This window comes from Leucobacter coleopterorum (assembly GCF_011382985.1).
GTDB classification, from domain to species: domain Bacteria; phylum Actinomycetota; class Actinomycetes; order Actinomycetales; family Microbacteriaceae; genus Leucobacter; species Leucobacter coleopterorum.
Genome location: NZ_CP049933.1, coordinates 2,403,862 through 2,428,133, shown reverse-complemented (window position 1 = coordinate 2,428,133; position 24,272 = coordinate 2,403,862). Strand labels below are relative to the sequence as shown.

At 61.1% G+C, this 24,272-nt stretch carries 18 protein-coding genes and 5 pseudogenes; 19 read left to right on the top strand and 4 right to left on the bottom strand.

All coding sequences use genetic code 11. The features are described 5' to 3' along the window. Positions 1 to 100 precede the first annotated feature (100 nt). Positions 101 to 1,012, top strand: a complete 912-nt coding sequence (locus G7066_RS11430) for an ABC transporter substrate-binding protein (protein WP_244302950.1) — start codon at positions 101 to 103, stop codon at positions 1,010 to 1,012. 229 nt (positions 1,013 to 1,241) lie between these two features. Here the strand turns inward: G7066_RS11430 and G7066_RS11425 are convergent, their stop codons facing one another. The 3 genes and pseudogenes from G7066_RS11425 to G7066_RS11410 form a co-directional block, all read right to left on the bottom strand. Next, entirely contained in the window at positions 1,242 to 1,850 is a 609-nt protein-coding gene (locus G7066_RS11425; protein ID WP_166331200.1) for a MurR/RpiR family transcriptional regulator, read from the bottom strand. 82 nt (positions 1,851 to 1,932) lie between these two features. After that, positions 1,933 to 3,287: pseudogene (locus G7066_RS16380) on the bottom strand (serine hydrolase domain-containing protein). Between the two features lie 90 nt (positions 3,288 to 3,377). Further along, positions 3,378 to 4,712, bottom strand: coding sequence for a M20/M25/M40 family metallo-hydrolase (locus G7066_RS11410; RefSeq protein ID WP_166331196.1), 1,335 nt, complete (start codon positions 4,710 to 4,712; stop codon positions 3,378 to 3,380). A gap of 203 nt (positions 4,713 to 4,915) precedes the next feature. Here G7066_RS11410 and G7066_RS11400 point away from each other — a divergent pair. The 16 genes and pseudogenes from G7066_RS11400 to prfA all read left to right on the top strand — a co-directional run bounded on the left by G7066_RS11400 (position 4,916) and on the right by prfA (position 20,791). After that, a pseudogene (locus tag G7066_RS11400) lies at positions 4,916 to 6,750 on the top strand (ABC transporter substrate-binding protein). Positions 6,751 to 6,924: 174 nt separating this feature from the next. Further along, positions 6,925 to 7,839 (top strand): ABC transporter permease, encoded by a 915-nt coding sequence (locus G7066_RS11395; protein ID WP_166332044.1) that lies wholly within the window; start codon positions 6,925 to 6,927, stop codon positions 7,837 to 7,839. A gap of 5 nt (positions 7,840 to 7,844) precedes the next feature. Next, positions 7,845 to 8,432 carry an ABC transporter permease gene (locus tag G7066_RS16375; protein ID WP_244302948.1) on the top strand — a complete coding sequence of 196 codons (588 nt, stop codon included), beginning with the start codon at positions 7,845 to 7,847 and terminating at the stop codon, positions 8,430 to 8,432. Next, entirely contained in the window at positions 8,389 to 8,613 is a 225-nt protein-coding gene (locus tag G7066_RS16370) for an ABC transporter permease subunit (protein WP_244302947.1), read from the top strand. Before G7066_RS16375 ends, G7066_RS16370 begins: the two co-directional genes overlap by 44 nt. Further along, positions 8,607 to 8,762, top strand: a complete 156-nt coding sequence (locus G7066_RS16365; RefSeq protein WP_244302946.1) for a hypothetical protein — start codon at positions 8,607 to 8,609, stop codon at positions 8,760 to 8,762. Before G7066_RS16370 ends, G7066_RS16365 begins: the two co-directional genes overlap by 7 nt. Beyond that, positions 8,762 to 9,076 carry an ATP-binding cassette domain-containing protein gene (locus G7066_RS17075; protein WP_280116163.1) on the top strand — a complete coding sequence of 105 codons (315 nt, stop codon included), beginning with the start codon at positions 8,762 to 8,764 and terminating at the stop codon, positions 9,074 to 9,076. The genes G7066_RS16365 and G7066_RS17075 overlap by 1 nt, the downstream gene beginning before the upstream one ends. Further along, positions 9,064 to 10,092, top strand: a complete 1,029-nt coding sequence (locus tag G7066_RS17070) for an ATP-binding cassette domain-containing protein (protein WP_280116162.1) — start codon at positions 9,064 to 9,066, stop codon at positions 10,090 to 10,092. Before G7066_RS17075 ends, G7066_RS17070 begins: the two co-directional genes overlap by 13 nt. After that, positions 10,038 to 10,487 (top strand): ATP-binding cassette domain-containing protein, encoded by a 450-nt coding sequence (locus G7066_RS16350; protein WP_244302945.1) that lies wholly within the window; start codon positions 10,038 to 10,040, stop codon positions 10,485 to 10,487. The genes G7066_RS17070 and G7066_RS16350 overlap by 55 nt, the downstream gene beginning before the upstream one ends. Before the next feature lie 3 nt (positions 10,488 to 10,490). After that, positions 10,491 to 11,444: a S66 peptidase family protein gene (locus G7066_RS11380; protein ID WP_166331190.1), complete on the top strand. Its 954-nt coding sequence runs from the start codon at positions 10,491 to 10,493 to the stop codon at positions 11,442 to 11,444. After that, entirely contained in the window at positions 11,441 to 12,220 is a 780-nt protein-coding gene (locus tag G7066_RS11375; protein ID WP_166331188.1) for a serine hydrolase, read from the top strand. Before G7066_RS11380 ends, G7066_RS11375 begins: the two co-directional genes overlap by 4 nt. Before the next feature lie 11 nt (positions 12,221 to 12,231). Then, positions 12,232 to 13,506, top strand: a complete 1,275-nt coding sequence (locus G7066_RS11370; protein ID WP_166331186.1) for an NAD(P)/FAD-dependent oxidoreductase — start codon at positions 12,232 to 12,234, stop codon at positions 13,504 to 13,506. Positions 13,507 to 13,706: 200 nt separating this feature from the next. Beyond that, a pseudogene (gene lysA, locus G7066_RS11365) lies at positions 13,707 to 15,121 on the top strand (diaminopimelate decarboxylase). A gap of 56 nt (positions 15,122 to 15,177) precedes the next feature. After that, positions 15,178 to 16,488 (top strand): homoserine dehydrogenase, encoded by a 1,311-nt coding sequence (locus tag G7066_RS11360; protein WP_166331184.1) that lies wholly within the window; start codon positions 15,178 to 15,180, stop codon positions 16,486 to 16,488. Further along, positions 16,485 to 17,413 (top strand): annotated as a pseudogene (gene thrB, locus G7066_RS11355) (homoserine kinase). The gene G7066_RS11360 and the pseudogene thrB overlap by 4 nt, the downstream one beginning before the upstream one ends. A 219-nt stretch (positions 17,414 to 17,632) precedes the next feature. Next, the gene (gene rho / locus G7066_RS11350) at positions 17,633 to 19,696 is read left to right on the top strand and encodes a transcription termination factor Rho (RefSeq protein WP_166331182.1); all 2,064 of its coding nucleotides are present in this window, start codon (positions 17,633 to 17,635) and stop codon (positions 19,694 to 19,696) included. A 23-nt stretch (positions 19,697 to 19,719) separates the two neighbouring features. Continuing rightward, positions 19,720 to 20,791, top strand: a pseudogene (gene prfA, locus G7066_RS11345) (peptide chain release factor 1). 107 nt (positions 20,792 to 20,898) lie between these two features. On the opposite strand, the gene G7066_RS11340 reads toward prfA, so the two are convergent. Then, the gene (locus tag G7066_RS11340; RefSeq protein WP_166331180.1) at positions 20,899 to 21,951 is read right to left on the bottom strand and encodes an LD-carboxypeptidase; all 1,053 of its coding nucleotides are present in this window, start codon (positions 21,949 to 21,951) and stop codon (positions 20,899 to 20,901) included. 200 nt (positions 21,952 to 22,151) lie between these two features. Here G7066_RS11340 and G7066_RS11335 point away from each other — a divergent pair, with 200 nt between their 5' ends. Further along, the gene (locus G7066_RS11335; RefSeq protein WP_166331178.1) at positions 22,152 to 22,703 is read left to right on the top strand and encodes a GNAT family N-acetyltransferase; all 552 of its coding nucleotides are present in this window, start codon (positions 22,152 to 22,154) and stop codon (positions 22,701 to 22,703) included. Positions 22,704 to 22,766: 63 nt separating this feature from the next. Beyond that, complete coding sequence (locus tag G7066_RS11330; RefSeq protein ID WP_166331176.1) at positions 22,767 to 24,188, top strand: MFS transporter; 1,422 nt, start codon at positions 22,767 to 22,769, stop codon at positions 24,186 to 24,188. The last annotated feature ends 84 nt before the right edge of the window (positions 24,189 to 24,272 follow it).

Here is a 24,272-nt window from a genome sequence, read left to right as displayed (position 1 = left end):
GTACCTTCCAAACGCGCCCGCTGGACTTCGATCTGGCGGGCGCGTTTGTATTATGCTGAAAGTTCGTAATATGAAAACATACTTACATATAGGAGAATCGATGAAGATTCAACACCTCTTGCCCGTCGCTGCGGTGGTGGCTGCCCTTGCTCTGAGTGGCTGCGTCACGAATACTGAAGGGGAAACTCAGGGTGGCACCGAACGCGTCAGTGTTGAGGTTGATAAGGCGGCGAGCGACTTGGTGCCGGCCGATATTCGAGAGAGCGGTGAAGCTGTTATCGGTGTTCACACGCCGTACCCGCCGAACGAGTACCGCGATGAAAACAACAACTATGCCGGGTGGGCTGTGATCCTTACCGAGGCTGTTGTATCCAAGCTTGGGTTGAAGCCAGTGTGGCAAGAGTCCTCGTTCGAGACCATCATTCCCAACATTCAAGAGGGCGCGATGGATATGGGATCGGCATCCTTCACCGACAACAAAGAGCGGCAGAAAGTTGTCGATTTTGTGAACTATTATGAGGCGGGAGTGCTCTGGGTGGCGCCTACGGGCAAACTGGTCGACCCGAACGATGCGTGCGGGCACGTGATTGCGGTGAAGCAGGGCTCGTTTCAACACCTCGATGAGTTGCCAAAAAAATCAGCTGAGTGTGAGGCCGCCGGTAAAAAACCAATCGAAATGGTGCCTTTTGATGACCAGGCTCAGGTGACCAACGCGGTGAGGCTGGGTAAGGCCGAAGCCTTCTCCGCCGATTCACCCGTCTCGCTCGACGCGATCGCGCAGAGCAACGACCAGCTTGAGCCATCCGGAGAGGCATTCGACATGACACCCTATGGTTTTGTGGTTGATAAGGGATCGCCTATGGGGAGGCTCTTCAACTGGCTTTGCAGTCACTCATTGATGACGGAACCTACACGAAGATTCTCAAGGATGCGGGAGTTGAGGCTGGTGCGGTTACGAAGGCGACCATTAACGCTGGTAGCTAGGCGTTCCAGAGCTCGCGGTAGTAACTGAGTCGTTGGTGGTCAGGATCGCAGCCGTAGGTGCTCCAAAAAAGATCTTCGTTGTGGCCTAAATAGTTCCACCCCAGCGACATTGTGGCGGCGGCAAGATCGGCCCAGCGATCCGCGACCCCAGACGAGCGACATCTACGTGTGCGGCGAACTCGCCTGCGCTCCCAATTAGTGTGTTGGGGGCGCAGGCGTCGCCGTGGCACACAACGAGCTGGTCGATTGCTGCCGTGCTATTCGAACCCAAAACCGTTGCCGGAGGGTGGCTCTGAGCCCCTCCCGATCCAGCGCATATCGGGGGTGTGGAGTTCGAGGAGCTCGCTGATGCGTTCGCGTTCTTGCGTGCGACGCAGCGCCCCTTTCGAACTGGCTGAGGCAAGCTGTGCGAGGATCTGTATGGCAAGGAACACCGCCAGGCTTGAAGCTGCGGGCTCGCGAGCTGCTGACGGAACGATAATTTGTTCAGACGCGAACGCGCTCAGCGGTGAGTCTGCGCTGTCCGTAATGAGTAGGAGGGTCCCTCCAGACGCCACGTACAGTTTGCTGATCTCTACGGTATCCCTGCGGTAGGGGCTGAGACAGAACGCAATAAGTACGTCGGTGGGCCGGACATCGGCGAGTAGGTCTAGGTGGTCGGTTGCCGGAGCGATGATGGGGTGTACCTGGCTCAGTGAGGCTTTGAGTTCCGCTGCAAATGTCAACGCGTGGCTCTGTGAACTTCCTCTGCCGATGACAAAGCGGCGCCGACTGCGGGCGATCTGCGCTGAAGCGCGCTCGAACGCTGAGTTATCGCGGAACGCCGCTAGGGCGGTTTCGAATGCTGTCTGCTCGACCTGCAACAAACGTGACTTGAGAATTGATGCGCTCTTGCGCGCGGGTCTGCGAACCGAGGGTGTTCCGGTGTCTTCTGAGGGGGATCAAGGTTCATGTTGGTGTATCCGCTTCGCTAAGTGACACGTCGATTCGCTGCACCCGCGGCGGGTTGAGCGGTGTCATCTGCAGCGTTACCCGTAGTGTATTGGGATTACCGCGGAGTTCCCAGTGTGCGCTAGCTGGGGTTGGGAAGGCCGGGGAGGTCTGTGTGAGAGGTGCATCGCTGGCTGCTTGGAGCCGAACAATTTGATCGCGGCGATCTTGAATCGGAAGATCAAGCGCAACGCAACTGTCGAACAGCTCTGATTCTGTCCGTTCCCAGAGAAGCTGATCGCTCGGGTTCTCTAAAAGTTCCCGTACGCGCGCAACCGCGCTCTGCGTTTCAGGCCAGGCGATCACGGACTGTGCTTTGGAGCCGGTGAGTAGGCCACTCATGGTTTTTCGCACAGCGTGGTGCACTCCCGCGTATCCAGCGTTTTCAAGTCCGCACACGCTGAGGCCGTGGTCAAGGCTCCACCGCATATGGGCTGAAAATCCCGGGTACCCTCCCGAATGGGAAACCACATGCCCCTCCGCACCAGAGTGCTCTACCACCACCCCATACCCGTAGCCGCTGGTTACTCCGGGGGCACCCGCTGGGTTCGCGCGATGCAACTGCTGCATTTCACGACGGCTCGCCGCTGAGAGCACTTCGTCGTGAGCGCCTGGCTCGTAGGAGAAAGCGCTCGACAGCCATTTCATCCAGTGCAGGAGGTCACTGCCAGAGGCAAAGAGGCCCCGATGGCTGAGAACGCGCCAGGTGTGGTTACTGCTTGCGGTTCCCAGCCGGTCGAACGCTTTGCAAAACCCTGGGCGATTCGGCGTCCGGGCGGGGGTGTAAAACGCACCCCGTCCAGACCGAGGGGATCGAGCACTTCTCTCGCGACCTGTGTGGTGAGAGGGCGGCCGTCGAGGTACTCCATGATGCGGCCGAGGATCGCCCAGCCCAGATTGGCATATTCGTATTGGGTGCCTGGAACGGCATTGAGGCGAATCCCGCGACTCAGCATGGCATCAAAATCTTCGCCCGCCATGGCTTCGAGGCGGTCTGCCCAGGCGTCATCGGTTGGTAGGCCACCCGACATCGTGAGAAGCATGCGCGGAGTCGGAATAGGCGAGTCCGCTTGCGGTGAGTGGATCAGCACTGGGTATGGCAGAAGTTCTGTGATGGGGCGGTCGAGGTCGAGTAACCCCAAGTCCCGCAATTGTAGGGCGCGAACCGCGGTGAACGACTTTGTGCATGAGGCGATGCGAAATACGGTGTTGTGATCGGGGGCCTCTCCGTCGCCAATGTCTCCGAACCCAGCAGCAGTGTGCGCTGCTTTGTTGTACCGGTGCCGTTGCTCGTTGCCTGATCCCTGCCCCACGCCAGGGTGATGACTGAGCCCGGCGCAACCCCGTGTTCCACGCGCTCTTGTGTGAGCAGTGCGAGCTGCTGCTGGGCTGATTCGAGGTGATCAGACACGCGTCAAAAACCTTTCAAGCATTTTTTGTCCGCCATTAATGCACTCGACGGGGTTGCGTTCGTCGGCACCGTGCATTCCAGAAGGGCGACGCCCCTCTGAATCGATCGCGAGTGGTGCGAAACCATACCCAGAAATGCCTAGTGTGGCGAATGCTTTCGCGTCAGTTCCGCCGCCCATGCACATCGGGGGAACGATGGCTTCGGAATCATAGAACTGGATTGCGTCGCGCATTGCGTCGAACCAGCTCGAGGGATACGGCGCACTCACCGGTGAGTGTTTGGCGAGGAATTCCCACTCGGCATCATCCCCAACGAGCTGATCCAGCACCGCAATGACCTCGTTCTCCGTGCCGGGCAAACAACGTACGTCGAGCTGGGCCTCCGCGTGGCTTGGGATCACATTGACCTTAACCCCCGCGTTGATGACGGTCGTTGTTGCAGTACAGCGAGTGGTAGCCAGTGCAACCTCTCCAGCGGGGCCGAGGCGTTGGATAGCCAAGGTAACTCCTTCTTCGTCGCTCAGATCAGGCGAATTACCGAGAGCGCGGTCGATGGTTTCTATGTACTCTCGCACCGTACCAGTAAGGTGCAGCGGCCACTCATAGGAGTTCACTCGGTCGCAGGCCGCGATCACTCGCTGCAGAGCGTGCCCCGGTTGGGGTCTGGAACCATGGCCAGCCTTGCCTGTTGCATGAATGCGTATCTGAAGAGTGCCCCGCTCGGCGGTGGCAACGGGATAAAAACGACGGGTTTCGCCAGAGGAAGTGACAAGCGGAATGGCTTCTCCGCCTGATTCGCCGATGGCGGCTTCGACACCAGCGAACAGCTCTGGCCTGTTCGCGACGAGCCAGGTGGCACCAAACTCTCCGCCGGATTCTTCGTCTGCGACAAATAAAACGACAATGTCACGACGCGGTTGGATCCCGTTCTCGGCCCAATTCAGGAGCGTCTTGAGTGTCATTGCCGCCATGTCTTTCATGTCTACGGCCCCGCGGCCCCACACATAGCCGTCTGAGATGTGACCTGCAAACGCGGGCACCGACCACTGCGATGGTTCGACCGGCACGACATCGGTGTGGGCGTGAACCAGCAAGGCTGGAAGGGAGCGATCCTTGCCGTTGATGCGAAGCACGACCGAAGCTCGGGCTGGTGTGGGACCCACTATTTGGGGTGCGTATCCGGCGTGTTTGAGTGACGCGTGAATCCAGGAGGCAATGTCGCGTTCGCCTGCGCTGTGGCCCTCCCCGTAATTAGAAGTGTCAAAGCGGATAAGGCGCGCGCACAGTTCCGCTGCGCTCAATCGCTGTGCGGTGTTGGGTTGTGACATGTTGCTCCCGGTGTTGGTCGATGGCGCAATTTACAATCCAGTTTTATGAATCATAAAATTGCATTTCGAGTTACGATAGCAATACTCGCTCGCGGAAGATAGTTGTTGATTTTATTGAGTTAGTGCGACATGATTCTTGCAGGTGGCCCGCTTTTCTCGAAATTGAGATTCGCAAGTTATGAAACATAAGCACAAGGGAGTGGATGTTGAAAGTAACACTTACAAAAACCGGTAGTGCGCGACTGCGAGGGTTCTCGCGAGCGACGTTGGCGATTATCGGTGCGAGCGCACTCGCTCTGAGCTCGACGGTTGCGGCAACTGCGGCAACGGCCGCTGATAGCTCACAGGCGCGCATCGCCCTGATCGGCGATATTGACTCGCTGAACCCGTTTATCAATGTGCTGTCGGTTGGCGACGACCTGCTGAAGTACAACTACGAGCCACTCGTTGCCTGGGCGGCCGAGGATTACGCCGAGTCTCCCGCCATCGCAGAGTCATGGGAGGTGAACGAGCCCGGCACCGAATGGACGTTCCATCTCGAGCCCGGTGCAAAGTGGTCTGACGGCGAACCAATCGTGGCAGACGATGTCATTTGGACAATCAAAGCGATTCAAGACAACGACTCCCTCAAGACCTCGAAGGGCCTCTAGTCGAGAACATTGACACCGTGGAAGCACCCGATGACGAGACCGTGGTCATGAAGATGAAGACTCCGCAGGCCCCCAATCCCGGCGCTGATCTCCCGATTGTGCCCAGTCACGTCTGGGAAAAGATTGATGATCCGGCCGCGTACGAGAACACCAAAGATGTTGTGGGATCGGGCCCGTTCACAATTGTCGAGTCTTCGAAGACCAGCGGCGTCACCATGCAGGCCAACCCCAACTACCGTCAGGGTAAAGCAAAGATTGATCGCCTGGTTTGGGTGCCCTACAAGAACACCGACGCAGCGGTGCAAGCCCTCAAAACCAACGAGATCGACATGATGCGTGATCTCACAAATGCGCAGTACGAGTCGCTGCAGGGGGCTGAGGGCATTACGACACTTGTTGCGAACGGAAACTCCTTCTCGGCCTTGGCGATCAACCCCGGGGCGAAAGACATTGACGGAAAATACCTCGGCGACGGCAACCCCGTGCTACAAGACAAGGTTGTGCGCCAGGCAATCGTGCGTGCCATCGATAATGAGACGATCCGCGAAAAGATTTCTTTCGGGCGAGGTCTACCCGGCACTGGCACGGTGCCACCGATCTTTGCGAAGTTCCACTGGGACAGCGCGCCTCAAGACCTTCCACTCGCTTACGACCCCGACGCCGCAAAGAAGATGCTTGACGACGCCGGATACAGACTCAACGCCGACGGGCAGCGTCTCGACAAAACTGGCACACCCATCGAACTGCGCATTATGGGGCGTTCCTCGAGTTCCAGCCACCAGCAGGTTGCTGACTTTATTGGTCCATGGCTCGAAGAAATCGGCATTCAAACGAAGATCTCAATGCTCTCCGACGCTCAGGTCAACGACGAGTCGGTGCTCGGCCGCTATGACATGTACTTCACGGGCTGGGGCATGGGCCCCGATCCCGACTACATGATGTCGATTAACCTGTGCAGCTCGCGCCCGAACGCAGACGGTTCAGGATCAACGAGCGAATCGAACTGGTGTGACCCAGAGTTTGACAAGCTGTATGCCCAGCAGCGTGCAGAAACCGACTCCGACAAACGCGCGGAGATCGTCATTGACATGCAGAAGCTGAAGTACGACGCCGCCGTCAATAACATCATGTACTACGACGCTAAGCTGCAGGCTTACCGCTCTGACCGCTTCTCAGCGCCGCAGCTGCAGCCCGCGAAAGACGGTGTGTTCTTGCGCCAGAACGGCCCATGGGGCGTTTACTCGATGGAACCGCTTGAGGCAACAGGCTCCGAGAGCGGCGGCGGATCGGCAACCTGGTGGATCATCGGAGGCGTTGCCGCGGTTGTAGTGCTCGGCGGTGTGATTATCTTTGCGCGCCGTCGCTCACAGACTGACGACCGGGAGTAGCATCAATGACCACTCCAGCGCTGATGGGGGAGCAAACGGCTCTCCCCAATCGGGTGGCACCCCGGTGGGTGCCACCACCGACGTGATCACCATTGACATTGACGAACCACGACAGGGGCGTCCTGGGCGAGATACATTGCTGCGAAGGCCGGTGGTGCAGCCATCTCGCTCGTGATGGTGGTGCTGCTCGGATTCTTTGCATTCAGGATCCTGCCCGGCGATCCTGCACGCTCGCTCACACAGGGAACACGTGTGAGCCCCGAGCAGCTCGATATATTGCGCAGCGAGATGGGGCTTGATCAGCCCCTCCTCGCGCAGTTTTGGCGTTACCTCACCGAGTTATTGACCGGTAACCTCGGCTACTCCTACATCTATAACGAGCCTGTATCGCAGCTCATCGCCGACCGCATCGGGCCCACACTGCTGCTGACCAGCACTGCGTTTTTGCTCTCGATTACGCTCGGGTTGTGGCTCGGGCAGCGATCCGCCTGGCGTCGCGGCAGCCTCTTTGACCGCACGCACACGGGCATTGCCCTGACGCTGTGGTCGGTGCCGACGTTTTGGCTGGGTCTGCTGCTGCTGCTCGCCTTCGCCGGTGGACTCAACTGGTTCCCCTCGGGTGGCATGGTGACTGCGGGATCCGACTACACGGGGTTGCGTATGGTTCTCGACGTCGCTCACCACATGGTGTTGCCGGCTATCACAATGGCGGCTGTGGTCTACGCGCAGTACCTCTTGGTCATGCGCGCCTCACTGCTCGAAGAGATGACCTCCGACTACCTCACGACCGCTCGCGCGAAAGGTCTGAACGAAGACAAGGTGCGACGTAAACACGCGGTACCGAATGCTCTGTTGCCGACGGTAACACTCGTGTTCTTAGCGATTGGTGGGCTCATCAGCGGCGGTGTGTCTGTTGAGACAGTGTTCTCTTGGCCGGGTCTCGGCTATCTCACCTTTCAGGCGCTCGGAGCCCCCGACTTCCCCGTGCTCCAGGGCACCTTCGTGGTGTTCTCCTCGATCGTTATTGTGATGAACTTCGTCGCCGACATCGTGTATCGACTTCTCGACCCAAGGTTGCGTGCAGCATGACACAGATGGCAACACAGAAACAACACGCGACGCCCCCTCGTCGCGTCAGAAACGTCGCTGCTGCCAGGCGGCGTGCGCGGCTCAAAGAAGTGTGGAGGGAGTTCGCAACGCACCGCTCGGGTGTTGTGGGACTTGTGATCCTCACCGCGGTGATTGCGCTTGCGGTGTTTGCTCCGGTGCTCTTTCCCGCCGAAACCCTCGACGTCACGAAGCTCAGCAACGCGCAGAACCAACCGCCCGGCAACGGAATGTTGCTCGGTACCGATCCCTCGGGCCGCAGTGTACTCGCCATGCTCGTGTGGGGTGGCAGGGCCTCGATGCTTGTTGGGTTTGCGGCGACGCTCGTTTCGATGGTGATCGGTACGGCAGTTGGCATGGCGGCTGGTCACTTTCACGGGGCGACCCAAGCAATTCTGCTGCGCATCGTGGATTTCTTCCTTGTGGTTCCGTCACTCGTGCTCGCGATTGTGCTCTCCAGCGTGCTGGGGCGGGGTGACAACAATCATCATCGCGATCGGGGTGACCTCGTGGGCGTCGACCGCGCGTCTCGTGAGGTCACAGACGCTCACGGTCGAGTCTCGCGGCTACATTGAGCGTTCCTGGGCGCTCGGTGCTGGCGACGGCCACATCCTGTGGAAACACGTGCTTCCTGCCGTGATGCCTCTCGTGCTTGCCAACACCACGCTGACCGTTGGTTCAGCGATTATTTCTGAGTCGACGCTGTCCTTTCTGGGCCTCGGCGACCCGTCCACGATCTCGTGGGGTCGATGCTGAAGATGGCGCTTGATACCGGGGCCGCGACCGCGGGGTACTGGTGGTTTGTGCTCCCGCCAGGCATCGCCATTGTGATTGTGGTGCTTTCCTTTACACTCGCCGGCCGCGCGCTTGAAGCCGTGGTCAACCCAACTCTGCGAGGTCGATAATGCCGAATCTGAAATTTGAGAATGTGCGGATCAGCTACTCCACTCACGAGCAGGGAGAGCGCGGTCGTGTAGAGGCCGTGCGCGGAGTAAATCTTGACGTGCCGGTCGGCTCAACGATCGGCCTTGCTGGGGCTTCCGGGTGCGGCAAGTCAACGCTCGCAATGAGTGTGCTGCGTTTGCTGCCACCGAACGCCAAAATTGAGGGTCGCATTATGCTCGGCGACGAATCGATTGCGGAGATGAGCTGGGGCGTCTGCGTGCAGTTCGCTGGACCGAAGCCGCAATTGTGTTTCAAGGGGCGATGCACTCCTTGAACCCGGTGCAGCGCATCGGCGACCAAATCGCTGAGGCGCTCATGCTGCACGCGACGGGCGCACGTAAGAAGTACAGTGAAGCGGCGGAGCGTGATCGCCGTGTCGTGGAACTGCTGCAGCAAGTTGATCTACCCCGTTTCAAAGCGCGCTCGTACCCGCACGAACTCTCGGGTGGGCAGAAGCAGCGCGTCATGATTGCACTCGCGCTCGCCTGTGAACCCGAGATTCTGATTGCCGATGAGCCGACAACCGCGCTCGACGTGATTGTGCAGGATCAGATCCTCAACCTACTCAAAGAGAAGGTTCGGGAGCGCGGTCTTTCGCTCATCATGATCAGTCACGACCTGTCTGTTCTCGCGGCAACGTGCGAGCAGATTGTGGTCATGCAGCAGGGGCAGATCGTTGAGCAGGGCCCCTCGCACGAGGTGATGACAGCACCGAAGCACCCGCACACGCAGGCGCTTGCTGCGGCTTTCCCCACGATTGGTGACTGGTCGTCGAGGCTCTCATTGCCCAGCTACACCGCACCCGATGCCCCCGGACCTGAGGGCCCCGGATCCCGCGAGATGCCAGAGCCCGCTGCGGTGTCGGCAACTCCGACCACGCTGCTCTCGCTCGAGGACGCCGTGATCGCGGCGCGAGACCTGACCGTCACGTTTGGTCGAGGTGAGCGTGCGCATGCGGCCGTAAAAGATGTGAACCTTACGTGCCGCCCGGGCGAGATTATCGCCCTCGTTGGGCAGTCAGGATCTGGAAAAACGACGCTCGCGCGTACAGTGCTCGGGCTGCAGGAGCCTACCTCCGGTGAACTCATGTATCGCTCAAAACCTCTGCCAACACGACGAAAAGATCTCAAAGCCTACCGTCGTCGGGTGCAATTTGTGCTTCAAGACCCCTCGGCCGCGCTGAACCCGAAACAGAGCGTCTACGAAGCGGTTGCTGAGGGCCGAGGCTGCACCGCATGCGGGGCGACGAACGTGAGATCGTTGCGCAGGCGCTTGCAGATGCTGAACTGACCCCACCAGAAAAGTATTTCCAAGCGATTCCGCAGGAGCTATCTGGAGGGCAGCGTCAGCGGGTCGTGATTGCCGGGGCGCTTGCCCTGAGGCCGGAGTTCATTGTTGCCGATGAGCCGGTTGCAAGCCTCGACGCCTCAGTGCGCGCTGGTGTGCTCGCGCTGCTCTTGCGATTGCGGTGTGAACTGGGGCTCGGGGCGCTCGTGATTACGCACGACCTTGGTCTTGCCTGGAACATCGCTGATCGTGTCGCGGTGATGTATCGGGGCGAGATTGTTGAGCACGGGACGGTTGAAGACGTGCTGCTTGATCCACAGCACGAGTACACCCGAAAGCTGCTCTCGGTGGTGCCGTCCCGAGAACTGCGCGAGGTCGAGGTTGAGGAAGTTGAGTAACGAATGAGTGCTGCACACACTGCGGGGGATCACCCGCACGGTTCCCCGGGGCTCCGGCCCCTGCAAGTGGGTGACCGAGTCGGTCTGGTCACGCCCTCAAGCGCGGTTCCTGCTGACCGGATGCGCGAGGCTATTGCTCTCGTTGAGAGTTGGGGTCTTGTGCCGGTGGTGGGGGAGCATGCGCTCGACACGCACCCGCGGGCTGGTAGTTATCTGGCGGGCAGTGACGAGCAGCGCGCGGCAGACCTGATGCGTGCCTACACTGACGACTCCCTTGCCGCGGTGTTCTGCATGCGCGGAGGTTACGGTGCTGTGAGGCTGCTCGACCTGCTTGACGTCGGGGCGCTTCGGGCGGCGCGCCCCAAACCCCTGATCGGCTCTTCCGATATCACCGCGCTGCACGAGTTCTGGGAGCGTGAACTCGGCGTTGCGACGTGGTTTGCGCCCATGCTTGGGACCGGCGAACTGATGGATGATCCTCGCAATATCACGGCGCTGAAACGCTCGCTATTTTTGCCGACACGAGGGAAGACGCTGTCTGCCCCAGGCGCAGACACGATGGTTCAGGGCGTCGGCGAGGGGACGCTCACGGGTGGAAACCTCAGCTTGCTCGCAATGACCACGGGTTCGCGCCCGGGCGGGCGTAGCGCGAAGGGGAGGATCGTGTTGATCGAGGATGTCTCAGAACAGACGTATCGGATCGACGGCTTTCTCGTGAATCTGCTGCGATCTGGGTACTTTGAAGGGGCTGCCGGAATCGTTCTTGGCACCTGGCACGAGTGCAGTCCGCTGCCCGAGATTCGTGCGCTCGCCGAAGAACTGCTGGTTCCGCTTGGCATCCCGCTCGTGTGGGGTCTGCCCTTCGGGCACGGGTTTGGCGTTGACTGCGTGCCGCTTGGCGTGCAGGCGAAACTCGTCGCTGATGCGCAGCAGCCCCGGCTAGAGGTGCTGGGGTGACACACACCAGTTTTTGTCATCTGGATAGCGACGGACGCCTGCTCAGCGAGCGCGATAGCGACCGCGTCTACTACGCAGCGAGCACGCTGAAACTTGGAGTCGCGGTGGCTGTGCTGCAGAGAGTCGATTGTGGTGAGCTGTTGCTGACAACCGTGTTGCCGAGCCAGCATCGCTTTGCCAGTGCTGTGACGGGTGCCCCCGACTTTGGTTTTCCCGCTGGCGAGGTCGACGAGGGATTTCCCGCGCAGAACACCCCAGTTTCGCTCGGGGAATGCTTGGAGCGCATGATCGAGTGGTCCTCGAACGAGGGCACCAATATGCTCGCGGAGTTGGTGGGTCTCAGCGCGGTGAATGGAGCCCTTCAGCAGTTGGGTGGACGCAACTCGCGCATGGGGCGGTTGATCTGCGACTACTCAGCACGAAACGCGGGACTCACGATCGAAACGACTGCTCGTGACCTCGCAGTGATGCTGCACGCGATTCTTACTGCCCGGGTGCTCACACCGGAGAGCACCTCGCTGCTCTTGATGCATCTGCGTAAACAGCGCTTTCCGTTCATCGTGAGTCATGAGGGAACACTCGCAGGGATGCATCTTGCGGACTGGGGATCGAAGAGCGGATGGGTTACCGGCATGCGGCACGATGTTGCCTGGTTTATACGCCCGGGTCGTGAGCAGGCTGAAGTGCTCGCTGTGTGCACCGAGGGAGCAACGACGAGCGAGGCGTGGGTGCGCGAATGGGCCGAAAGCATTATTACTGCGGGCATCACTCGCTGAAAGGAACGAACATGAACAAGTTGGGCTCCCAGCACGTGGTTATCGTTGGCGGCGGATTGATTGGGCTGAGCGCGACGTACGCACTGCTCCGTGAGGGGCACCGCGTCACAATTATCGAGCGTGACAAGCTCGGCAGCGGTGCCGCCACCGGCAATGCTGGTGAACTCACCCCGCAGCAGGTTGCGCCGCTCGCCTCACCGCACACGGCCCGCGATGTCACCGTTGGGGTTTTCACTCGATCCTCTTACCTCTCTATCGCCCCTCTCAAACTGCCGCAGCTTGCAGGATTTGGTCTTGGTTTTCTGCGGGCCTCTTCTCAGAAACGCTCTGCTCACGGTGCGGCTGCGCTCGCGCAGTTTGCTCACGGCATTTTTCCCGCGTTGGATCGTATGACTGCTGACGGGATCGATACCTCTGGCGGCAGCGAGGGGTATCTGATGACCTGCTCTGACGAGGGCGAACTGCTCGCAGCACACGAGAAGTATCGCCGCAGAGCCCGGAAGGGCTGGGGCGAAGAACCAGAGCCGATCCTGCGGGGTTCGGCTCTGCGCGCCGCAGAACCAACAGTTGCCCCCGGCATCCGGGCCGGGTTCATGTTGCCAGCCGAACGATCCTTGGATCCCGTTACATTTGTGGCTAGCCTGATCCGTCATGTCACTGCTGCTGGAGCCGAGGTGCACACCGGTATGACCGCGCTGCGCCTTGGCAAAGGGGCGAGTATTGTCTGCGAAAATGCCTCGGGTGCTGAGGTGAGTGTGAGCGGTGATCGCGTCATCGTTGCGGCGGGCGCATGGACAACGCCGATATTGAAGCGTTCGGGCGTGCGCAGCACAAGCATTGTGTCGGGCAAGGGATACAGCTACACCGTTCCCGTGGAGCGAATGCCGCAGACGCTCGTGCACTCTATTGACCGTCACTGCGTTGTGATTCCGATGCACGACAGACTGCGAGTCGTGGGGATGATGGAGTTTGACGGTCGCCCTGACCGCTTCAATGCTGACCAAATTGACGTGCTCACTCGCGCTGCGAGCGGCCTCATCACCGGTGCCGACTGGCAGCACCGCACCGACGAGTGGGTCGGAGCGAGGCCCATGACCGCCGACGGCATGCCGCTGCTGGGCGCGATCCCGAACCGCCCCGAGGTGCTGGTTGCGGCTGGACACAACATGCACGGGTTGTCATTGGGGCCTGTTACTGGTGAGGTGCTCGCGGATCTCGTGGCGGGGCGAGAACCAGCTGTCGACGGTAAGCCACTCAACCTGCGGCCCTTTGTCATCAAACGCTAGACACCCTTCACCTATTCATATTCCCAGGTCTGGGCTCAGCATCCACTAGAATTATTTCGTTCGACCGCGGGTGACCCCCGTGTTCGCACGGCTTCAGGGGCCAATCCGGGTCCGCTCGCCAAATTCTGCGCCGCACAAACAGTGCACTGAGCGCGTTGCCTTGCCGAGATTATGGGATCCCACCCAAGGAAACACAAACAATGACTCTTGAAGCCAATCAGGTCCAACTCGCAAACGACCCCAACACCATCGACCCGCGCGTGTTTCCGCCAACCGCACGGCGTGGCCGCGAATGCCAGCAGTTGAAGCTTGGCGGCATTCGCGCAACCGAGTTGACGCAGCAGTTCGGCTCACCGCTCTATGTGGTTGACGAAGACGCGGCCCGCGCCCGCGCACGCGAGATTCGTGAAGCGCTACAGTCTGAGGCTCGTCGTGTCGGCACCGAGGCCACCGTGTACTACGCCAGCAAAGCGTTCCTGTGTGTTGAGGTTGCACGCTGGATGGCTGAGGAAGGTCTCGCCATCGATGTTGCGAGCGGCGGCGAGCTCGCGGTTGCGCTCAAAGCAGGGGTTGATCCCGCGAGGATCGGCTTCCACGGCAACAACAAGTCGGTTGAAGAAATCGCCCGCGCAGTCAAAGCGGGCGTCGGCACGATTGTGATCGACAGTGAGATAGAGACCGAGCGCGTCGCCGAGGCGGCTGCCGCGGCCGGCCGTGTGCAGCGGGTCCGTTTGCGCGTCAACAGCGGCGTGCACGCGTCGACACATGCGTTCCTCGCGACCTCACACGAGGATCAGAAGTTCGGCCAGCCCCTCAGCGAAGCGCCGCGCCTGGTGCGCGCGATCCTGAACCACAGCAGTCTCGACTTTGTTGGCCTGCACTGCCACATTGGCTCCCAGATTTTTGCAACGGAGGGCTTTCGCGAGTCTGCCCGTCGCCTGCTCAGCGTCTACGGCGAGCTCGCCGAGATTGCTGGTCGCCCGATCCCTGAGCTCAACTTGGGTGGCGGCTTTGGTATCGCGTACACCAGCGACGAGGCCGACAACGCCCCCGAGGTCGCCGTGATCGCCCGCGAGCTTGCTGACATTGTGGCGCAGAGCGCACAGGATCTCGGCATCGCCCTGCCGAAGCTCGCCTTTGAACCGGGCCGCGCAGTCATTGGGCAAGCTGGCGTTACGCTCTACACGGTTGGCACGACGAAGCCAGTGCAACTTGCTGGAAGTGACGCCGAACAGGATCCTGCCGAGCGTGACTTTGCTGAGCGTCTATATGTGAGCGTCGACGGCGGCATGAGTGACAACGCGCGCCCTGCCCTCTACGGTGCCGATTACCAGGTGCGCATCGCGAACCGTGTCAGCGATGCCGCCCCGGCGCTCGTGCGGGTCGTCGGCAAACACTGCGAGTCCGGCGACGTTGTGGTGCAGCGTGATGTGCTGCCCGGCGACGTGCAGCCCGGCGATACCCTCGCGGTCGCCACGACCGGTGCCTACTGCTGGTCGCTCGCGAGCAACTACAACTATGTGCCCGCCCACCGGTTGTTGCGGTGCGCGACGGCGAAGCCCGCGTGATCGTGCGCGGCGAGACCGAAGACGATTTACTCGCACGAAGCGTCTGATTTTACTTACGCAGAGCGTCTGAGTTCAGATGCTGGTTGAAGAACGGAGAAACGAATTGAACGGATACCGCGACCTTCGTGTGGCGCTGCTGGGCTGTGGCTCGGTTGGTGCTCAGGTGGCCAGGCTGATCCTGGAGCATGGTGACGAGCTTGCCGCTCGCGCCGGGGCCAGGCTGACGCTCGCCGGCATCGCAGTGCGTAACATCGATGCTCCGCGCGACGTAGATCTGCCGCGGGAACTCTTCACGACTGACGCCGAGCGGCTCGTGCAGAGCGCCGACATTGTCATCGAGCTGATGGGCGGCATCGAACCAGCCAAGACGCTGATTCTTGAGGCGCTGCAGGGAGGCGCTGATGTTGTCACTGCAAACAAGGCGCTGCTTGCCGCGCACGGGCGCGAGCTCGCGGATGCCGCCGAGCAGGTCGGCGCGCAACTCTCGTACGAGGCAGCGGTCGCCGCGGCGATCCCAATCCTGCGCCCGCTGCGCGAAAGCCTCGCTGGCGACCACATCACCCGCGTGCTCGGCATTGTCAACGGCTCAACGAACTACATTCTCGACCGCATGGATCGCTTCGGTGACAGCGCCGAAGACGCCATGCGAGTGGCCGCCGAGCTTGGCTACCTCGAGGCAGATCCTACTCTTGACGTTGAGGGTTACGACGCGGCGCAGAAGGCTACGATCCTCGCGAGCATCGCGTTCCACACTGAGGTGCCGGTCGAAGCCGTGTACCGCGAGGGGATCGCAAGTATCACCCTGGCCCAGGTTGAGACTGCAAAGCAGGCTGGCTACGTGATTAAGCTGCTCGCGATCGCTGAGCGCATCACCTCTGCCGATGGCACCGACGGAGTATCCGCGCGCGTCTACCCGGCACTGATCAATCGCGATCACCCGCTTGCTGCCGTGCACGGTGGCAAAAACGCGGTGTTTGTTGAGGCCGAGGCCGCCGGTGAACTGATGTTCTACGGTGCCGGTGCCGGTGGTGCCGAGACGGCATCGGCCGTGATGGGGGATCTCGTCTCAGCTGCACGACGCCACGTGATCGGCGGGCCTGGTCTACCCGGATCGCTGCACGCTGAACTCCCGATCCTGCCGGTTGGTGAGGTGAGTACCGCCTATCAGATCATGCTTGATGTGCAGGATCAGCCCGGTGTTCTTGCGGCTATCGCCGGTATTCTGGCCGAGCACGGTGTCTCCGCGGCGAGCGTGACCCAGTCCGTTGCCGAAGACACCGCTGGCCAGGCAACACTGGTGATCGGCACCCACGTCGCACGCGAGGCCGATCTTGCCGCCACAGTAGAGGCGCTGCGCGCAAGCAGCTTCGTTGTTGGAGTGACCAGCATGCTGCGTCTCGAGGGCCAGGCATGAGCGCCCCTCGCACCGTCAAAACCTACGTTCCCGCGACAAGCGCGAACCTCGGACCCGGTTTCGACACACTCGGCATCGCGCTCGCCTACGGTGACGAGCTGACCGCGACCACCCGCGACACACCCGGGGCCACCGTCACCGTGACGGGCGTTGGTGAGGGGAGGTGCCCACCGACGAGACGAACCTTGTGGTGCGTGCCACCGCCCACGTGTTCGAGCGTCTGGGGCGCGACATGCCCGGGCTCAACATCTCTGCCCACAATCGCATTCCGCACGGCCGTGGCATGGGATCCTCGGGTTCCGCCATCGTCTCGGGTGTCATGATCGCAAAGGGGTTGCTCGAAAGCGAGCCGGATCAGCCCCTCGTGCTGAGCGAAGAAGAACTGCTTGCGTTTGCAACCGAACTTGAGGGGCACCCCGACAACGTCGCCCCGGCACTCTTCGGCGGGCTCACAATTGCCTGGACAAACGAAACTGGCCCTAAATTCAAGCGACTCATGGTGCATCGTGGAGTCTTCCCGCTTGTGCTCGTTCCCAGCTTTACGATGTCGACCGCGCTCGCGCGCAGCCTGCAGCCGAAGCAGGTGCCTCACGAGGACGCGGTGTTCAACGTGTCGAGATCAGCGTTGCTGATTGCCGCGCTGACGCAGAGCCCCGAGTTGTTGCTTGAAGCAACCGAGGATCGCCTGCACCAGAACTATCGCGGTGAGGCCATGCCACCGACGCGAGATCTCATTTCTGAGCTGCGTGCAGCCGGGTACCCCGCGGTTGTCTCAGGCGCCGGACCGTCAGTGCTGGTGCTGGCAAACGGGCCGGCCGAGCGCCTAGCCGCGGCCGACCTGGTTGCCGCTCGTGCAGACGACTGGCGGGTTTTGCTGCTTGCGGTTGACTCCAAGGGTGCTACAGTGGAGACGATTCCCGCGTAGCTGCGCACTCAAGATGAGTTGTGTGCCAACCCTCACTGGGGCGGCGTCAGCGAGAGCGAAGAACTCCACGTATGTGGTGTTTGTTTGACGCTCAGGGTGGTGAATCGTTTTCCTCACCGACTATTAGCTCGGTGATCCCGACGCACATCTGTGCACCCCGTCTGGAGGAGAAGCCGAGTGAGTGCTTTCTTCTGGCGGCGTTCCGAGAGGAAGAAAACCATGGAACAAACTACCGAAGATACAAATGCCACTCCCGCGGCGGAGAACGGAGAGACAACTGAAGCAGCTCCCACGCGCCGCCGTACGTCGCGTCGCGCGACGGCGTCCGCAGGAACTCCTGCTGCCGAGGCTCCCGCTGAGCCCGCTGCTGCGGAGGCTGCGCCTGCTGCGGAGGCTGCGCCTGCTGCGGAGGCTGCGCCTGCGGCTGAGGAGGCTCCGAAGAAGCGGGTGACTCGTGCGCGTAAGAAGGCTGTTGAGGCTCCCGCTGAGCCTGCCGCTGAGGAGGCTGCGGAGGCTGCGGAGGCTGCGCCTGCGGCTGAGGCTGCGCCTGCGGCTGAGGAGGCTCCGAAGAAGCGGGTGACTCGTGCGCGTAAGAAGGCTGTTGAGGCTCCCGCTGAGCCCGCCGCTGAAGCTGCAACGCCTGTTGAGGCTCCCGCCGCTGAAACTCCCGCTGACCCCGCAGCCGCTGCAGAGGTCACAGAAGCTCCAGCCGCTCCCGCGCGCCGCACTCGCGGTCGCCGCGTGCAGGCTGAAGTTCCCGCTGCAGATGCAGCCGAGACTACCGAGGCTGCGCAGAATACCGAAGGTGCCGACAAGGCTCAGGCTGCCACGTCTGACACGGAGGGCGAAGCTGCGGCTTCCAAGGGCGACTCCAACGAGTCGCAGGTCGACGCTGCCTCTGAGAACGGTCGTACCCGCAATCGTCGCGGTCGCGGTCAGAAGACTGAGGCTGACGCTCCCGCTGCCGACGCAGAACAGAACGCAGGCGAGTCAGACGACTCCAAGAACCGCAACCAGGGCCAGAACGGTAACCGTAATGGTAGCGCGAGCCGCAACGCTGACAAAGCAACGGACGAGAGCGCGACGCGCTCAAGCCGCACCCGCCAGCGTGACCGCAAGCGCCGCGGCCAGGGCGATGATTTCGAGCCCGAGATCGCAGAAGACGACGTGCTGCTGCCGATCGCGGGTATCCTCGACGTGCTCGACAACTACGCGTTTGTGCGCACGAGCGGTTACCTGCCCGGCACAAGCGACGTCTACGTTTCGCTGGGTCAGGTGAAGAAGTACAGCCTGCGCCGCGGTGACGCTGTGGTCGGTTCGATCCGTCAGCCGCGCGAGGGTGAGGGCAGCAGCCGTCAGAAGTACAACGCGATCGTCAAGGTTGACTCGATCAACGGACGTGCCGTTGACGCAGACGAGAAACGCGTCGACATTGCAGATATGACGCCCATCTTCCCGCAGGAGCGCCTGCGCATGGAACTGACTCCGCACCAGATGATCGGGCGCAGCATCGACCTCGTTGCACCGATTGGTCTTGGCCAGCGCGGGCTACTCATTCTGCCCGCTCAGATTCCGGCAACCCGCGTATTCGACGAGATCTCTGCAGCCGTTACCGAGAACAAGCCCGATGCTCACCTGATGATGGTGCTCTCCAACGCGTTGCCAGAAGAGGTTACACAGTTGCAGCGCACGATCCGCGGTGAAGTGATCGCTGCGACGTTCGATCGTTCGGCTGAAGACCACACGACGATTGCTGAACTTGCGGTGGATCGCGCACGCCGCCTTGTTGAACTTGGCCACGACGTCGTTATTCTGTTTGACTCGCTCAACCGCCTGGCTCGGGCTTACGCGCAGACCCAGCCCGGTGGCGGTCGTGGCACGAGTGAGTCCGCTGACGAATACGCGCTTGGCCAGATCAAGCGTCTGCTGTCTGCTGCTCGTAATGTCGAGAACGGTGGATCGCTCACAATCCTCGCAACCGCGCTCACCAAGACCAAGGTCGACTCCGATAAGGCACTGCTGCGCGAGGTTCGTCAGGTAGTCAATAGCGAGATTCGTTTTGTTGAGACCGCCATGGGACAGGCCCCGGTGGTCGACATTGCGGCATCACACACCCAGCACGCCAGCGCGATGCTTGGTCAAGAAGAAGCGAAGGCTCTCGGTACAGTGCGGCTTGCCCTTGCCGAGAACGGTGCTTCGGCCAAAGTGCTTGAGCGTGTTCGTGCCGCATCCTCGAACGCTGCGCTGCTCGCTGACATTCAGCGCTCAGGGCGACTCTCTTAAGCTGAGAACGAGAGAGGCCACCAATGTTTGAACAGGTCGATACTCTGCTCGCAGAGCATGCTCAACTGCAGGAAGAGCTCGCCGATCCCGCGCTGCACGCAGACGCCGCACGCGCGAAGAAGGTCAACCGGCGCTATGCCGAGTTGAGTAAAATCAAGGCTGCACACGAGAACTGGCAGCAACTTGGCGAAGACCTCGAGGCCGCGCGCGAACTTGCAAAAGAAGACGAGGCGTTTGCCGAGGAAATCCCCGAGCTTGAACATTCGCTCGCTGAAGCACAGGAGAGGGTCCGTCGACTGCTGATCCCGCGCGACCCTGATGATGCGCGCGACGTGATTCTTGAGATTAAGGGCGGTGAGGGTGGCGCCGAGTCGGCGCTGTTCGGAGCGGACCTGCTGCGCATGTACATGTATTACGCCGAGTCCAAGGGGTGGAAGACCGAGATTCTCGAGAAAGACGAGAGCGATCTTGGTGGCTACAAGAACGTGCAGATCGCGATCAAGTCGAACGCGACTGACCCTCGCAGGGCGTCTGGGCACACCTGAAGTACGAGGGTGGTGTGCACCGCGTGCAGCGTGTGCCAGTGACCGAGTCGCAGGGTCGCATTCACACCTCGACGACGGGTGTGCTCGTGTACCCCGAGGTGGACGCCCCCGAAGAGGTCGACATCGCGCAGAACGACCTCAAGATCGATGTGTACCGCTCAAGCGGTCCTGGTGGGCAGTCCGTAAACACCACCGACTCCGCCGTGCGCATCACGCACATTCCGACCGGCATTGTTGTGGCCATGCAGAACGAGAAGTCGCAGTTGCAGAACCGCGAGGCTGGCATGCGCGTGCTGCGTGCCCGCTTGCTTGCCCGCAAGCAAGAAGAGGCCGCGGCCGAGGCGAGCGCACACCGCTCGAGCCAGATCCGCACGATGGATCGTTCTGAGCGCATCCGAACCTACAATTTCCCAGAGAACCGCATCGCGGATCACCGCACCGGTTTTAAGGCTTACAACCTTGACGCGGTGATGGACGGAGCCCTTGGCCCGTTATCGACTCCTGCATACAGGCTGACGAAGAGGCTCGACTCGCGGACCTGGGTTCCTAGCCCTCATAAGGCTTTGTAACTTCCTGCGAGAGCTCACTTTTACATGATTCTGCACGGGCAGATCATGCAAAAGTGAGCTCTCGCTTGGGATTTGACCTGGGGTCTGGCTAACTGTAGTCGGCGGTCACCGTTTGGGTGGTGCCATCGAGGCGAATGTTGCCCCCGTGGGGCACGATCCATTGAGGCCTTGTGTGCCCGAACGGCACCCCGACGCAGATCACCGCTTCGGGGTTGTAGCGGGTGACCTGTTCGATGATGCTGTCGCGCTGGGCATTGCGACGCTCGGCCTGTTCTTCCGCTGACAGGTTCGATACGGTCAGACTGGTCACGGGCGGCCTCGCCGCCATGACTCCGGCGACAACCTCAAGAATGCCCAGCTCACCGAGGGCGCGAACCCAACGCATTACCTGGTCTGCATCCGGCAGCACCTCGCTTGTTTCGAGCAGCAAGATAGCGCCTTTCAGGTCGACCGCTGAGGGCAGGCGACCTGCAATCGCGAGCTGGTCGATGACCTCGATGCAGCCACCCCAGCTGCGGCCCTCAGCGACGCGCTCTGGCCCCGCCCACCCCCAAGGTTCGGTGGCCTGACGAACACCAAAACCGTGAAGCGCCCGGGGATCCGCCCAGTCAATACCAAAGTCCTCCGCTTCACCGGGCTCAGTGAGCTGGATCCTTCCGCCATCGAGCAGCGCTGCTCGAAGCGAACGCAGGTGCACCTCATCGATCCCAGGTCCCGCACCAAGGTGTACCTGCGTGGATCCACCGTAGTAACTTGGCACCCCCAGTCGCCACAGCAGATTGTGCAGATTTGAGTTGTCACTGTAGCCGAGGAACGGCTTGGGGTTTGCCGCGAGCACCCGCTGGTCAATGTGGGGAACCACGGTTATTTGGTCGTCACCTCCGACCGTCGCGAGCACCGCCTTGATGCTCGGGTCGGCGAACGCCGCTGTGAAATCGGCTGCCCGTGCCTCCGCGCTCGCACCAAGCTGGCGTGTGGTTGGGGATTCGACGGGGATCAACCCCGTCATTTCGTGTAGGCGCACCATCGCCTGTTCGTGCACTGCCGCCGACACCGCGGGTGCGGCAAACGCGGGGGAGAGGATCGCGACCCGATCACCGGGCGACGCTTTTGGAAGGGCGACGAAAGCGCGAGAACTCATACCGTCACCCTATCCGGCTATGGCTGACCCGGCTCCTCTGCTCCCGCCGACCCGACTGTCGCCATTTCTTCCCGTGAGTGTCCAGGTTAGCGACGAATGCACCCCTTTCCAACAGGTGGGTAAGTGGTGCACTCGCTGGCAAGGGGTGCACTCTGTAGAAAGGACTCCCGAACACCTCACCCACCAGCTACGCTGAATCCATGTCAGACGCATCTACAAAGGTCAACGCCCCGCTCGTCGGCCCACTTGTCACACTCCGAACCCCGCACAGCGGTGATCTTGCCCCGCTCACCGCAATTCTCGCCGAACCCGAGGTATCGCTGTGGTGGGTTGGCTATACCCCGGAGCGGGTGCAAAAAGAGTTCATCGATGAGCCAGAAATCACCCGCATCATCGAGGTCGAGGGGGAATGCGCGGGCGCCATGTTTGTGCTGCGGGGAGATGACCCAGAGTATCCGACGACGGTCATGCATCTGTTCCTCGGCACCCGCTTTCGTGGCCGCCGCATCGGCGAGGAAGCCCTCGCGCTCGCGATCCGCAGCGAGTTCGCCGACGGGATCACGCGCGTCACCCTCGATCCAAATTCAAACAACGCTGGTGCGATCCGCAGTTACGAGCGTCTTGGTTTCCGGCGCATTGGCATTCTGCGGGACTATCAGGTGCGTTCGGGGGGACAACTTGAAGACGCGCTCTTCATGGATCTCACTCGCAGCGACTTTCCAGAAGGCCCGCCGCTCCCACCCCGTGACTGACCCGATTGCGGTGAATGACAGGCGGGACCCCGAGCGGCGACCGAGCGGAGTAAGATGGCCAGAATGCGAACCGCCACCAGACCCCTGCTCCCGTGGGTGGTCTGGGGCGTTGCGGCCATCGCGTACGCGGTTGCGATTATCAACCGCTCCTCGCTCGCGGCGCTTGGTCCTGCGGCGCAGGATCACTTTGGTATCGACGCAACCACACTCGCGGCGTTCCCCGTGATCCAGCTGATTGTGTATGCGGGCCTGCAGATCCCTGTTGGGGTCATGCTCGACCGATGGGGTTCGACGGTGTTGATCTTGTCGGGTGGTGTGCTCATGATTGTCGGGCAGGTGGTCATGGCGACCGTCGCCGACGTGCGCCTCGCGATCCTCGCCCGCATACTCGTCGGGGCAGGGGATGCGTGCACCTTTATTAGCGTGATGCGGTTGCTACCGGAGTGGTTTGCACTGCGTCAGCTTGCGACTCTCGGGCAGCTCACAGGGCTCATCGGACAAGCGGGGCAGCTTATTTCGGTGATTCCACTCGCCTGGGCCGTGAGTTCTTTCGGCTGGATGACAGGTTTTGGCGGGATCGCGGCAACAGGCCTGCTGGTCACCCTGCTTGCCACTGTTGTGCTGCGGGATCGGCCCGGCGAGGGAACCGCCTTTGAACGTATGACCGGGCGTCGAGGGCGACTCACCAACGAAGCGCGTTCGCTGGCCACCTCGCCGACCACCGGCACCTCGCTTATCGGACCTCCCGCCACAGAAATGATGGCTATCCAGGCCAGTGACGCCGCTCGCCCCAAACCGAAGCGCGTCTGGGACGCCCCGGTGAGGTTCTGGGTGAAGACCCGGCGTCTGTTGAGTCTGCCTGGCGTGCGGCTTTCGTACTGGGTTCACTTCACCTCCCCGTTTGCCGCCAACGTGTTTTTGCTGCTGTGGGGCACTCCGTTTCTTACGGGTGGTGTGGGGCTTAGCCCCGCCGCTGCGAGTGGTCTGCTCTCGCTTACGGTGCTGTCATCGATGTTTGCCGGGTTGATCCTCGGCCCAATGAGCTCCCGCTTTATTGAGCGCAGGGTGTGGATCAACGTCGGTATTACGCTCGCAATCGCTGCCGCTTGGGTCGCCGTGATCCTCTGGGCAGGTACACCGCCTGTCTGGCTGTTGATCGTGTTGCTCGTGGTGATGCCCCTGGGTGGTCCTGCCTCCATGATCGCGTTTGAAGTGTCGCGGTCCCACACACCTCGCAGTTTCGCCGGGTTCGGTACCGGTCTCGTCAATACGGCCGGGTTTACTGCCTCGCTGCTTGTGATTTTGTTTATCGGTCTTGTGCTCGACTGGCAGGGTGCAGGATCACCCGAGCATTACTCGCTCGGTGCGTTTAAAGTAGCGTTCGCCGTTCAGATCCCACTCTGGGCGCTGGGGCTCACAATGATTGTGGTGGAGCAGCGCAAGACCAGACGCTGGATGCAGGAACACGGCCGCAAGCTGCGCTAGCTCACGAGTTCAACGACTGTTCATTATTCGTTCTATTCCGAGTATGCCGTTCTCGTAATTACCGGACACCTTCAACTGGTGTGC